This is a genomic window from Microbacterium sp. NPDC079176 (assembly GCF_040686675.1).
GTDB lineage: Bacteria > Actinomycetota > Actinomycetes > Actinomycetales > Microbacteriaceae > Microbacterium.
Genome location: NZ_JBFBLM010000004.1, coordinates 393,635 through 406,161 on the forward strand (window position 1 = coordinate 393,635; position 12,527 = coordinate 406,161).

At 67.4% G+C, this 12,527-nt stretch carries 11 protein-coding genes; 8 read left to right on the top strand and 3 right to left on the bottom strand.

The features are described 5' to 3' along the window. Positions 1-22 precede the first annotated feature (22 nt). From AB0P11_RS12280 to AB0P11_RS12295, 4 genes are read left to right on the top strand one after another with little or no spacing between them, the layout of a single operon-like run. Positions 23-949 (top strand): ABC transporter permease, encoded by a 927-nt coding sequence (locus AB0P11_RS12280; RefSeq protein WP_053095564.1) that lies wholly within the window; start codon positions 23-25, stop codon positions 947-949. Next, a complete protein-coding gene (locus AB0P11_RS12285) occupies positions 942-1,886 on the top strand; it encodes an ABC transporter permease (protein WP_053095565.1) in 945 nt (314 codons plus the stop codon). The genes AB0P11_RS12280 and AB0P11_RS12285 overlap by 8 nt, the downstream gene beginning before the upstream one ends. Then, on the top strand, positions 1,883-3,556 hold the full coding sequence (locus AB0P11_RS12290) for an ABC transporter ATP-binding protein (protein ID WP_053095566.1): 1,674 nt from the start codon (positions 1,883-1,885) through the stop codon (positions 3,554-3,556). Before AB0P11_RS12285 ends, AB0P11_RS12290 begins: the two co-directional genes overlap by 4 nt. Before the next feature lie 2 nt (positions 3,557-3,558). Further along, complete coding sequence (locus AB0P11_RS12295) at positions 3,559-4,119, top strand: PH domain-containing protein (protein ID WP_295104154.1); 561 nt, start codon at positions 3,559-3,561, stop codon at positions 4,117-4,119. Positions 4,120-4,133: 14 nt separating this feature from the next. On the opposite strand, the gene AB0P11_RS12300 is transcribed toward AB0P11_RS12295, so the two are convergent. Both AB0P11_RS12300 and AB0P11_RS12305 read right to left on the bottom strand, forming a co-directional pair. Continuing rightward, positions 4,134-4,916, bottom strand: coding sequence for a type II CAAX endopeptidase family protein (locus AB0P11_RS12300; protein ID WP_363522202.1), 783 nt, complete (start codon positions 4,914-4,916; stop codon positions 4,134-4,136). Positions 4,917-4,950: 34 nt separating this feature from the next. Continuing rightward, on the bottom strand, positions 4,951-6,021 hold the full coding sequence (locus AB0P11_RS12305; protein ID WP_157538134.1) for a hypothetical protein: 1,071 nt from the start codon (positions 6,019-6,021) through the stop codon (positions 4,951-4,953). A 138-nt stretch (positions 6,022-6,159) separates the two neighbouring features. On the opposite strand from AB0P11_RS12305, the gene typA reads away from it, so the two are divergent. The 4 genes from typA to AB0P11_RS12325 all read left to right on the top strand — a co-directional run bounded on the left by typA (position 6,160) and on the right by AB0P11_RS12325 (position 11,970). Next, positions 6,160-8,073, top strand: coding sequence for a translational GTPase TypA (typA, locus tag AB0P11_RS12310; protein ID WP_053095568.1), 1,914 nt, complete (start codon positions 6,160-6,162; stop codon positions 8,071-8,073). Between the two features lie 165 nt (positions 8,074-8,238). Beyond that, positions 8,239-9,123, top strand: a complete 885-nt coding sequence (locus AB0P11_RS12315) for a phospholipase (RefSeq protein WP_187249386.1) — start codon at positions 8,239-8,241, stop codon at positions 9,121-9,123. A gap of 173 nt (positions 9,124-9,296) precedes the next feature. Then, entirely contained in the window at positions 9,297-10,310 is a 1,014-nt protein-coding gene (gene glsA, locus AB0P11_RS12320) for a glutaminase A (RefSeq protein WP_053095570.1), read from the top strand. Between the two features lie 28 nt (positions 10,311-10,338). Beyond that, entirely contained in the window at positions 10,339-11,970 is a 1,632-nt protein-coding gene (locus tag AB0P11_RS12325) for an MFS transporter (RefSeq protein ID WP_363522206.1), read from the top strand. A gap of 3 nt (positions 11,971-11,973) precedes the next feature. On the opposite strand, the gene AB0P11_RS12330 is transcribed toward AB0P11_RS12325, so the two are convergent. Further along, complete coding sequence (locus tag AB0P11_RS12330; protein WP_187249387.1) at positions 11,974-12,522, bottom strand: XRE family transcriptional regulator; 549 nt, start codon at positions 12,520-12,522, stop codon at positions 11,974-11,976. Positions 12,523-12,527 lie beyond the last annotated feature (5 nt).

Genomic DNA, 12,527 nt, shown 5'->3' on the forward strand with positions numbered 1-12,527 from the left:
CCCCTCAAGAAGGGACAAGCGGATGCTCGGTTACATTCTGAGACGTCTCCTGCAGGTGATCCCGGTCTTCTTCGGAGCCACCCTGCTCATTTACTTCCTCGTGTTCGCCATGCCCGGCGACCCGATCCTCGCCCTGTTCGGCGACAAGACGCCCAACCCGGCGGTCGTCGAGCAGCTGCGCGCGCAATACCACCTGGACCAGCCGTTCATCGTGCAGTACTGGTACTACATCACCGGCGTCTTCCAGGGCGACCTGGGCACGACCTACTCGGGCCGCCCGGTCTCGGCTGTGCTCGCCGCCACGCTTCCTGTCACCGGCCGACTCGCAGTGATGGCCATCGCCATCGAGTTCGTGCTCGCCATCGTCATCGGCACCATCTCGGCGCTGCGCAAGGGCAAGCTGTTCGACAACGTCTCGCTCGTCGTGGCGCTGGTCGCGATCGCGATCCCGATCTTCGTGGTGGCGTTCCTCGCGCAGTACTTCCTCGCGATCCAGCTCGGCTGGTTCAAGCCCACGGTGGGTGCGGACAACGACTGGGGCGGGCTGTGGCTGCCGGCGATCGTGCTCGGTTTCAGCCTCTATGCAGTGAGCATGCGTCTCATGCGCAGCTCGGTCATCGAGACCCTGAACCAGGACTGGGTGCGCACGGCGTACAGCAAGGGCCTCTCGCGCAACCGCGTGCTGCCCGTGCACGTGCTGCGCAACTCCCTGATCCCGGTGATCACGAACTCCGCCACGAACTTCGGCGTGCTGCTCGTGGGCGCCACCGTCACCGAGGGCATCTTCAACGTCCCCGGTGTGGGAAACACGCTCTTCCAGGCGATCCAGCGCGGCGAGGGACCCACGGTCGTCTCGTTCGTGACCGTGTTCGTCATCCTGTACGTGTTGGTGAACCTTCTCATCGACCTGCTCTACGGTCTGCTCGACCCGAGGATTCGCTATGCCTGATCCCACATCTCAGAAGCACTACGTCGCTCCGATCGAGACGGAGTCGATCGCGGTCGACGCCGTTCGGATCTCGGACAAGCCCAGCAACCTCTGGCGTGACGCCTGGTTCGACCTGCGTCGTCGTCCGCTGTTCTGGTTCTCGGTCGTCCTCGCGCTGTTCTTCCTCGTGATGGCGCTGTGGCCGACTCTGTTCACCGCGACGCCGCCGAACAACGACTGCCAGCTGTCGAACAGCAACGGCGGTCCGACGGACGGACACCCGCTCGGGTTCACGTTCCAGGGCTGCGACATCTATGCGCGCATCGTCTGGGGTGCTCAGACGTCGCTGGCCGTCGGCCTCATCGCGACGCTGATCTCGTCCGTTCTCGGCCTGATCATGGGAGCTCTCGCGGGCTTCTACGGCGGATGGCTCGACTCGGTGCTCTCGCGCATCGGCGACATCTTCTTCGCCATCCCGTACATCCTCGCGGCCGTCGTCGTGATGACCGTGTTCCGGGATTCCCGTTCGGTGTGGACGCTCGCGTTCGCCATCGGAGCGTTCGCCTGGGCGTCCACGGCTCGCGTCGTGCGGGCCGAGGTGCTCCGCGTGCGTCAGGCGGACTTCGTGATGGCGTCGCAGGCGCTCGGTCAGTCGAAGTTCAAGATCCTCCTGAACCACGTGGTCCCGAACGCCATCGCTCCGCTGCTCGTCGTCTCGACGCTCGGCCTCGCCGCCGCGATCGTCGCGGAAGCGACGCTCTCGTTCCTCGGGGTGGGTCTCGGCAGCGACGTGATGTCGTGGGGAAATGACATCGCGAAGGCTCAGGCATCGCTGCGTGTCGCGCCGATGGCGCTCATCTATCCGTCGATCGCCCTCACCCTCGCGGTGCTGGCGTTCGTCACCCTGGGCGAGCTCATCCGAGACGCCCTCGACCCGAAGGCGAGGGCACGCCGATGAGCGAGCGAATCACCGAACAGGTCCCGCTGCTGAGCATCCGCGACCTGAGCGTCGCGTTCCGCACGCAGGAGGGTCTGCGCGAAGTGCTCCACGGAGTGAGCTTCGACGTCATGCCCGGAGAGACCGTCGCGATCGTGGGCGAGTCGGGCTCGGGCAAGTCCACGACGGCCACGGCCATCGTGAACCTGCTGCCCGGCACCGGCCAGGTCACCGCGGGATCGATCACCCTCGAGGGGCGTGAGCTCACGACGCTCAACCGTCGCGAGATCGAGGCCGTCCGAGGCCGGGACATCGGCTTCGTGCCGCAGGACCCGATGTCGAATCTCAACCCCGTCTGGAGCATCGGCTTCCAGGTGAAGGAGGCGATCCGTGCGAACGGCATCGCCCAGGGGCGCGACGCGGCCAAGGCGCGCACCGTCGAGGTGCTGCAGCAGGCCGGACTCGCCGACGCCGAGAAGCGTCTGCACCAGTTCCCGCACCAGTTCTCGGGAGGCATGCGCCAGCGCGCGCTGATCGGGATGGGCCTCGCGGCCGACCCCAAGCTGCTCATCGCCGACGAGCCGACCTCGGCTCTCGACGTCACTGTGCAGCGCGTGATCCTCGACCACATGGCGTCGCTCACCCGTGACAAGGGCACCTCGGTGCTCCTGATCACACACGATCTCGGTCTCGCAGCCGAGCGGGCGGACAAGATCATCGTGATGAACGGCGGCAACATCGTCGAGTCCGGTCCCAGCCGCGAGATCCTCGAGAACCCGCAGCACCCGTACACGAAGCGACTGGTCGCCGCGGCGCCCAGCGTCGCATCGCAGCGCATCCAGGCGGTGGTGGAGGACCGGGGGATCGAGACGCTCGACGACCTCGCCGACATCCCGCCGACGGTGCGCGTCGCCGGACTCACGAAGGACTACCGGATCCGCCAGGGGAACTTCCGCAGTGAAGCGTTCCGCGCTGTCGACGACGTGTCCTTCGAGATCCCTCGCGGCAAGACGCTCGCGCTCGTGGGCGAGTCGGGCTCTGGCAAGTCCACGGTCGCCAAGATGGTGCTGAAGCTCGAAGAGCCGACCAGCGGAACCATCGAGATCGACGGGCAGGATGTGTCGAGGCTGTCGAATGCGCAGGCGTTCGGTCTGCGTCGGCGCATGCAGCCGGTCTTCCAGGACCCGTACGGCTCGCTCGATCCACTGCGCAACATCGGCAACACGATCGCCGAGCCGATGCAGATCCACGGCGTCGGCGATCGCGCCTCGCAGCGCGAGCGGGTCGAGGAGCTGCTCGACCAGGTCTCGCTTCCGCGCGTCCTCGCGACCCGCTATCCGAACGAGCTCTCGGGCGGTCAGCGTCAGCGTGTCGCGATCGCACGCGCTCTCGCGCTCAAGCCCGACATCATCGTCCTCGACGAGGCGGTGTCGGCGCTCGACGTGCTGGTGCAGGATCAGGTGCTGCAGCTGCTGGCCGAGCTCCAGTCGGAGCTCGGGCTCACCTACCTGTTCATCACTCACGACCTCGCGGTCGTCCGAGTGTCGAGCGATCTGGTGTGCGTCATGGAGAAGGGCAAGATCGTCGAGCAGGGCACTGTCGACGAGATCTTCGCGAATCCCCAGCAGGAGTACACCGATCGTCTGCTCAAGGCGATCCCCGGGGCGACCATCACCCTCGGCGGTCACTGAGAGTGAGCATCGACCCTCGACCGGAGGCCGCACGGACTTTCCGTGCGGCCTCCGGGCCTGTCTCCCTCGTGCTGTGCTCGCTGCTCGCGATCTTCCTGCTCGGCGACGCCGTCGTACGCGCCGGCTGGGGCCAGATGCTCCTGCTCGCACCCTGGGTGCTGCTCGGACTCTGGGTGGTCTACGAGATCGCGTTCGTCTCGGTCGTCCGCATCGACGACCAGGGAGCGATGGTGCAGAACATGCTGCGTCGCACGTCGTTCGGCTGGAGCCGCGTGCGCGACGTCGACCTGCGCTGGCAGCTTGTCTTCTCGCTCGACGACGGCACCGACCTGTCGAGCTACGGAGGGCCGGCTCGAGCGCGGCCCGTGCGACGCGCGACCGGCGACGACGAGGCCAAGGCCCCTGTCGCGCTCCGCGACCTCACCGACGTCCGTGACCGCTGGCAGGCTGCTCTCTCCGGTGCGGACGCGCCGATCCGCCGCACGTGGGACTATCGGGCGCTCATCGCCCTCGGTGTCATCGTGCTCTGGGCCGTGGCGTCGATCCTGATCGCGAACGGCTGACCCCGCCTCGGCTCTCAGCCGGGCAACCCGAACAGCGCCGGCCAGGTCGCCGCAGCCCACGGGTAGCCGACGAACACGGTCGCGTCGATCAGGAAGTGCGCGACGAGGAACGGCATGAGCCGTCCGCTGCGCTGGAACAGCCATCCGAAGAGCAGGCCCATCGCGAAGTTGCCGATGAAGGCGCCGGGCCCCTGGTAGAGGTGGTAGCTCGCGCGCAGCAGTGACGTCGTCAGGATGACGGTCCACGGGCCCCACCCGAGCTGCTTCAGACGGGCGAACAGATATCCCAGCACCACGAACTCCTCCTGGAGCGATGCACGGGCTGCCGCGAGAAGGAGGATCGGCACGGTCCACCAGTGGGCGCCCTGGCCCGAGGGGTCGACCGCGACGAAGATCCCCATGGCTCTTCCGGCCAGGTAGAGCCCGATCCCCGGGATGCCGATCGCCGCGACGAGCAGTGCGCCCCGCCCGATGTCGGCACCCACGCGGGTCCCGTCGAGGCCGAGCCTGCCGAGGTGCGGCCTCGACGACTGCCAGAGCAGGAAGCAGACGAGCAGCACCGGGACGATCGAGAATCCGATCGAGAGGACCTGATAGACCAGGTCGAAGATCTCCCGATCGCTGCGGGACGGATTGAGCGCGGCCGTCTGATCGGCGAGAGGCGTCTCGTCGGTGAGTCGGTAGGCCAGCTGCACGATCGCGTACACCGCGGACTGCCCGAGCCCGAGAGCCAGCACGATCGCGATCTCCCACCACAGGCGTGCTCTCGGGGATGGGGCGTTCGAGGGGAGGCTCATGGCATCACCGATCGTACTCGCGCGGCTGGCACTGCTATGGCATGGGCGCGTGCACTTCGACAGCCCACGTGCGCATGAGCTGTCGCTCTTCGGCTGTGCAGATGTAGTCGTAGCCGTAGTCTCGACCGTCGAAGGTCAGGGTCCACAGATCCAGATAGGTCAGTGCGTAGCAGTCGGCGAACACCTCGCTGTTCCCCTGAAAGTGCCCCTGCTCGACGAGGACGCCAGATGACCCCAGCTCGGCCCCGTTCGCATCGCTGTCGGCTCGCATGTAGAGGTGCGAGAGCTCGTGCAGAACGACCAGACGGATGGCGGTGTCGCCGCCGAGCTGGTCTTCAGGCAGAAGGTGAACCGTCAGCGTTTCCTCGGAGATGCAGCCGATCGTCACACTTCCGTCATCCGGTTCTCCGGGGGTCCCGCACTCGGTGTCCGCGTTCCATGCGATGTCGATGAATCCCTGGCCGGCTTCGTCGACGATCGCCTCGCTGACCGAACCGGAGACGTTCGCTCGTCGCGCGGCGGCGTCGGCGATCCGCTGCTCGAGGCTCTGCCGGATGGCCTTGGCTTCGCTCGCATGGTCAGCGACCGACGCGTCGGTGACAGGGGGCTGCGAGATCGACGCCTCCAGGCGTCGGAACGTCATGAGGTCCGCGACCAGGGGAGCCACCGGGTTCGCCTCGATCTGTGCATAGAGCTCATAGAACCTGCTCCGCTCCGCATCGAACGCCGCCAGCGACTCGGAGCGGGAGCCGGTTCCCTGTGCTGCCGGCTGCTCCGGCGACGAAGAGGACGCAAACAGCCCTGCGACGACGAGCACCACGACGAGGGCGAAGCCCAGCAGAGCGATTCCACCGCAACCGAGGAGCGCGCACAGCCCGCCCCTTCCTCGCCGCGGAACAGGGGCTGGAGCTGGAGCAGCCATCGCCGCTCGGATCGCGGGATTGACTGCGAGTATCCACTCGCGCAGCTGCGGGTAGCAGGCGGGGTGATGCAGTAGGAGCGAATGCAGATCTCCCCGGCGTGCGGCTATCTCTGCGAGCAGAGCGGGTGGCGTCGCAGGATTCTGCACGGCGGCCAGGTCGGTGTCGTGCATGTGGCCGCTCATGCGGCCACGGTATCGCACAGCCCTCGCACCGGCGCGACGGTCGAGGTCGTACTTCGCCGTTCAGGAACGACTCGCCCGAATACGATAGTCTGGAACGTCGGCTTCTCGGCAAAACCCCTCACTCTTTAGGACATCTGCATGGCGCACGCCCTTCGCTCTGACCTCCGCAACGTCGCAATCGTCGCGCACGTCGACCACGGCAAGACCACTCTCGTCGACGCCATGCTGCGTCAGACCGGCTCGTTCGGCGAACACGCCCACGTCGATGAGCGCGCGATGGACTCGAACGACCTCGAGCGCGAGAAGGGCATCACGATCCTCGCCAAGAACACGGCGATCACCTACAAGGGCAAGCATGCTCAGGGCAAGGAGATCACGATCAACGTGATCGACACCCCCGGCCACGCCGACTTCGGTGGTGAGGTCGAGCGCGGCCTGTCGATGGTCGACGGCGTCGTGCTGCTCGTCGACGCCAGCGAGGGCCCGCTCCCGCAGACCCGTTTCGTGCTGCGCAAGGCTCTCGAGGCCAAGCTGCCCGTCATCCTCCTGGTCAACAAGACCGACCGTCCCGACGCTCGTATCGCCGAGGTCGAGGAAGAGGCCCACGACCTGCTGCTCGGCCTCGCGTCCGACCTCGTCGACGACGTGCCCGACCTCGATGTCGACGCCCTGCTCGACGTTCCCGTCGTCTACGCGTCCGGCCGTGCCGGCGCGGCCTCGCAGAACCGCCCCGCCGACGGATCGCTGCCCGACAACGACGACCTCGAGCCGCTGTTCGAGGCGATCCTCGAGCACGTCCCCGCTCCCGCCTACGACGACGAGCACCCGCTGCAGGCCTGGGTCACCAACCTCGACTCCAGCCCCTTCCTCGGTCGTCTCGCTCTGCTGCGCGTCTTCAACGGCACGCTGAAGAAGGGCCAGACGGTCGCCTGGGTCCGCGCTGACGGCACGCACCAGAACGCACGCATCACCGAGCTGCTCAAGACGCGGGCGCTCGAGCGCTACCCGGCCGATTCGGCGGGCCCGGGCGACATCGTCGCCATCGCCGGCTTCGAGAACATCACGATCGGCGAGACGATCGCCGACCCCGAGGATGTCCGGCCGCTTCCCGCGATCACCGTCGACGACCCGGCCATCTCGATGACGATCGGCACCAACACCTCGCCGCTCATGGGCAAGGTCAAGGGTCACAAGCTCACCGCTCGCATGGTCAAGGACCGTCTCGACAAGGAGCTGATCGGCAACGTCTCGCTCAAGGTCGTCGACATCGGACGCCCGGACGCCTGGGAGGTGCAGGGCCGCGGAGAGCTGGCGCTGGCCATCCTCGTCGAGAACATGCGCCGTGAGGGCTTCGAGCTCACCGTCGGCAAGCCGCAGGTGGTCACGAAGAAGATCGACGGCAAGACGTACGAGCCGTTCGAGCACCTCACGATCGACACGCCGGAGGAGCACCTCGGCGCGATCACGCAGCTTCTGGCGAACCGCAAGGGCCGCATGGAGAACATGACGAACCACGGCACCGGCTGGGTGCGCATGGAGTTCATCGTCCCGTCGCGCGGTCTCATCGGGTTCCGCAGCGAGTTCCTCACGACGACCCGAGGCACCGGCATCGCGAACGCGATCTCGCACGGCTACGAGCCGTGGGCCGGTTCCATCACGACCCGTCAGAACGGCTCGATCGTGGCCGACCGTCAGGGCGTCGTGACTCCGTTCGCGATGATCGCCCTGCAGGAGCGCATGTCGTTCTTCGTGCAGCCCACGCAGGAGGTCTACGAGGGCATGGTCATCGGCGAGAACTCCCGCGCCGACGACATGGACGTCAACATCACGAAGGAGAAGAAGCTCACCAACATGCGTGCGGCGAGCTCCGACACCTTCGAGTCGATGACGCCCCCGCGCCAGCTGACGCTCGAGGAGAGCCTCGAGTTCGCCCGTGACGACGAATGCGTCGAGGTCACGCCCGAGGTCGTCCGCATCCGCAAGGTGAATCTCGACGCGAACACTCGTGCGCGTGAGACCGCTCGCCTGAAGCGCCAGGACGCGAACGTCTGAGAATCGTCTGAGAGAAGGGGCCCTGTACCGCCGGAAACGGCGGTACAGGGCCCCTTTCTCACGAAACGTCCAGGAGTGCCGTTGCAGAATCGTTACCTTGCGCCTGGGGCGATCTCCCGATGAGTGTCCTGTGACGGGCGTACGACGACCCGAAAGTCGAACCCAATGCTTCACACCACCCGTGCGCTTCGGCGCGCCCACGCGGCGGCGACAGCTCGTAACGCCATCACGGCGCGTCGCCCGAAACTGATTCTCGGAACGATCACCGGAGGCGTGCTCGGCCTCGCTCTGACGGTCGGCATCGTGTCCGCCCCCGCGGCCGGCGCCGAGCTGCCGGACGCCGTCGCAGGCGTCACCTCGTTCGTCACCGGCGAGCCGGACGCCCCGGCCAAGAGCGCGGATGACTCGGCGCTCACGATGGTCGCCGCTCAGGATGCCGTCGCGGCAGCTGAGGCGCTGAACGCAGAGGTCGCGGCATCGGGCCTCGATCTGGGCGCCGCACCCTCGAGCGTCGACACGGCTGACGTGACCACGTGGGTCGATCAGCTGGCGGACCGTGATGACTTCTCGAACAGAGAGCTCTCGAGCCTGACCGCGTACGCAGTCACCGGAACGGACGAGATCGTCGCGGAGACCGCTGCGCTGCAGGCGTCCTATGTCGCAGCCCAGGAGGCGAAGGCCGCTGCGGACGCGGCTGCGGCCCAGGCGGCGGCTGAAGCCGCGGCGCTCGCTCAGACGAACACCGTCGACGGCGCGAAGGCCGCGGCTCGCGACATCGCGTCGAGCGAGTACGGCTGGGGCGAGGACCAGTTCTCCTGCCTGAACTCGCTGTGGACCAAGGAGTCCGGCTGGAACTACAAGGCGTACAACGCCTCGGGTGGCGCGACGGGGATCCCGCAGGCTCTGCCCGGAAGCAAGATGGCGTCAGCCGGGTCCGACTGGCAGACCAACGCGGCCACTCAGATCCGCTGGGGCCTCGGGTACATCTCGTCGGTCTACGGCACCCCCTGCAGTGCGTGGGGCCACTCCCAGTCGGTGAACTGGTACTGAGCCGCAGCTCCGCACACCCTCCCTCCGAGACCCACCCCGCCTGCGTGCGGTGGTGGGTCTCGGTGTGTCCGGACATGTGTCGCAACAGGGCACTGCATGCCCTAGGCAGCGCGACGCATTGGCACTACGGTGAGCGATGACGGCTGGGGGGTCGTGGACTCGAAGGAGAACGCATGGACGTCGCGGCGCTGGCTGGCATCCCGCAGCAGGTCTCGACGGGTGGGCTGCCCGGGTGGGAGAGGGTCGACCAGCTCGTGCGTGAGGCTCATCGTCTGTATGCGCAGGACCACGGCGGCGCGGTCGCCGACTACATCCCGGTGCTCGCCGAGGCCGACCCCGAGCTGTTCGGTCTCGCGGTCATCGAGGTCGACGGCGGCCTGCATGACGCCGGGGATGCGCAGCATCCGTTCTCGATCCAGTCGATCTCGAAGATGTTCGTCTACGCCCTGGCGATCCAGGAGCACGGCCATGAGCGGGTGCGCGACATCGTCGGCGTCAACAACACCGGCCTCGCCTTCAACTCGCTGATGGCGCTCGAGCTCAACGGCGGACACCCCATGAATCCGATGGTCAACGCCGGTGCGATCGCGACGACGGCACTGATGCCGGGGCAGACGGCTGTCGAGCAGTGGGAGCGCGTGCGCGAGGGGCTCTCTGCTTTCGCCGGCCGCGCGCTGAGCCTCGACGGCGTGGTGTACGCCTCGGAAGCCGCGACCAACGAGCGCAACCGGGCGATGGGCTGGCTGCTCCGCAGCTACGGACGGCTGGTCGGCGACCCCGACGAGGTCGTCGACGTCTACACGCGTCAGTGCGCTCTCAGCGTCACGGCCCACGACCTCGCGGTGATGGGGGCGACGCTCGCCGACGGCGGCGTGAATCCGATCACGGGCGAGCGGGTGGTCTCTGCGGACGTCTGCCGCGACACTCTCGCAGTGGTGGCATCCACGGGCCTCTACGAGGCCTCGGGTGAGTGGCTGTTCGAGATCGGGCTGCCCGCCAAGTCGGGTGTGGCAGGAGGGATCGTCGCCGTCGCGCCGGGCAAGGGTGCCGTCGCCGGATTCTCACCGCGCCTCGACGCGGCGGGAAACTCCGTGCGATCGCAGCTCGCCATCGGTCACCTCTCCCGCGCTCTCGGACTGAACCTGTTCGCCTCCGCGCCCGCGCCGACCGCTCGGTCGACGGACTGACCTCCTTTCCCGCTCAGAGGACCCTGCCATGACACTCACTTCTCCGGCATCCACGAAGACCTCCTGGATGCCGCTCGTCAGTCTCTTCCTCGCCCAGGTGCTCATGTCGTTCAACGTGGCAGCCCTGCCGATATCCCTCGGTGGCATGGTCAGTGAGTTCGGCGTGCCGCCGACGGTCGCCAGCACCACCATCGTGATGTACGGCCTCGCCGTGGCCGCCCTCGTGATGACCGGCGCGAAGCTCGGTCAGCGGGTCGGCTGGGTCCTCATCTTCCGGATCGTGATCGGCTTGTTCGCCGCGTCGTCGGTGCTGATGATCGTGTCCCCGAGCGTGGGCTGGGCCATCGCGGGGCAGGCGGTCGCCGGCGCCGCCGCAGCGATCATCGTCCCCTCGATCGTGGCGCTGATCGCCGAGAACTATCGGGGCGCGCAGCAGGCGACGGCGATCGGTGCGATCGGGTCCGCCCGAGCCATTTCGGGAGTCACCGCGTTCCTCATCGGCGGCACGCTCGGCACCCTGGTCGGATGGCGGCCGATGTTCTTCATCGTGTTCGGCATCGCCGTGGTCGTCTTCGCGTTCAGCTTCACGCTGCGAGGTGATGGGGGAGACGCGTCGATCCGCATCGACCTCGTGGCGTCGCTCCTCATCGGCGCGGCCATCGTGCTTCTGACCCTGGGTTTCAACAACCTCAACGGGTGGGGTGCCGTCGCTGCGACCGAGGCCGCACCCTTCAACATCCTCGGGCTCTCGCCTGCGCCCGCCTTCGTCGTCGTCGGGATCGTGCTCGGTCAATGCTTCTTCGTCTGGACTCGCCGTCGGATGGCCGAGGGCAAGGTGCCGCTGATCGACCTCAGCATCCTCGACTCGTCGAAGGAGCGCGCTGCCGTGTACGCGATGTTCATCGTCGTGGCGCTCGAGGCGTGCGTGAACTTCACCATCCCCCTGTACATCCAGATCGTGCAGGGAAGGACGCCCTTCGACACGTCGCTCGCGATGATGCCTTTCAACCTGACCGTGTTCATCACCGCCACACTCGTCGTCCGGTTCTACAAGCGCTACCCGCCGCGGGTCATCGGCGTCTTCGGCTTCATCCTCACCACGGTCGCGCTCGTCTGGCTGTCCTTCGTGGTGAACAACAACTGGGAGACGCTTCCGACGATCCTCGGGCTGGTCGTGTTCGGCATCGGTCAGGGTGCGCTCGTGACCCTCGTCTTCAACGTGCTCGTCACCGCGGCGCCGGCTGAGCTCGCGGGTGATGTCGGCTCGTTGCGCGGCACCACGCAGAATCTCGCCTCGGCGGTCGGGACCGCTCTGGCCGGCGCACTCCTCGTCTCGCTCCTCGGGGTGAGCATCGGCCGCGCGGTCGTCGAGCACCCCGAGCTGCCGCCGTCGCTCGTCGCGCAGGTCGACATGGACAACCTGAACTTCGCCAGCAACGACGACCTGCGCGCAGCACTCGAGCAGACGGATGCGACGCCCGAGCAGGTCGACGCGGCGGTGGCCGTCAACGAGGAGTCGCGTCTGGGGACGCTGCGACTCGGCCTGCTGCTGCTCGCGGGACTCAGTGCCGTGGCGATCCTGCCTGCATCCCGGCTGCCGAAGTACAAGCCGGACGAGATCCCGGACCCGTCACCGGTCTCGGGCTCCGCGCCGAAGTGATGCTCAGCGCAGCTCCGAGATGAGCACCGCACTGGTCGAGGCGACGGTCGCCTCGAACACGTGGGGCGCGTCTCCGGCGTACGAGAGATAGTCGCCCGGGTTCAGCAGCACGGGGGCGTCCGACGGACCGATCCGAGCCTGGCCGGAGATGAGGATCACGTGTTCGGTCGTTCCCACGTGATGCGGATCGGAGCGGCGTGGATCCCCCGGATCCGCGTGGATCAGGTACACATCCCGCCTCGCACCCGGCGGGCTCGCTGAGAGCAGGGTCGCGCTGTACGCGGCGACCGACGACGGGACGCCCGTGAGGTCATCGGCGCGGATGAGCGTCGGCGCGTTGCTCTGCTGATCGACGAGGACGGCGAACGGCACCCCGAGCGCGACGCCGAGCGCCCAGAGCGTCTCGACGCTGGGGTTGCCGGCACCGGACTCCAGTTGGGAGACGGTCGCCTTCGAGATTCCCGCTCGACGCGCCAACTCCGACACGGACAGTCCGGCTCTCTCCCTCTCTCTGCGCAGAGTGCGGGCGATGCGCGTTCGGAGTTCCTCCATGTGTT

Coding starts and splice junctions, on each gene's coding strand:
- AB0P11_RS12330 (WP_187249387.1), bottom strand. CDS start 12,522: ATGGAGGAACTCCGAACGCGCATCGCCCGCACTCTGCGCAGAGAGAGG.
- AB0P11_RS12300 (WP_363522202.1), bottom strand. CDS start 4,916: ATGAGCCTCCCCTCGAACGCCCCATCCCCGAGAGCACGCCTGTGGTGG.
- glsA (WP_053095570.1), top strand. CDS start 9,297: ATGGACGTCGCGGCGCTGGCTGGCATCCCGCAGCAGGTCTCGACGGGT.
- AB0P11_RS12285 (WP_053095565.1), top strand. CDS start 942: ATGCCTGATCCCACATCTCAGAAGCACTACGTCGCTCCGATCGAGACG.
- AB0P11_RS12280 (WP_053095564.1), top strand. CDS start 23: ATGCTCGGTTACATTCTGAGACGTCTCCTGCAGGTGATCCCGGTCTTC.
- AB0P11_RS12325 (WP_363522206.1), top strand. CDS start 10,339: ATGACACTCACTTCTCCGGCATCCACGAAGACCTCCTGGATGCCGCTC.
- AB0P11_RS12305 (WP_157538134.1), bottom strand. CDS start 6,021: ATGAGCGGCCACATGCACGACACCGACCTGGCCGCCGTGCAGAATCCT.
- AB0P11_RS12315 (WP_187249386.1), top strand. CDS start 8,239: ATGCTTCACACCACCCGTGCGCTTCGGCGCGCCCACGCGGCGGCGACA.
- typA (WP_053095568.1), top strand. CDS start 6,160: ATGGCGCACGCCCTTCGCTCTGACCTCCGCAACGTCGCAATCGTCGCG.
- AB0P11_RS12290 (WP_053095566.1), top strand. CDS start 1,883: ATGAGCGAGCGAATCACCGAACAGGTCCCGCTGCTGAGCATCCGCGAC.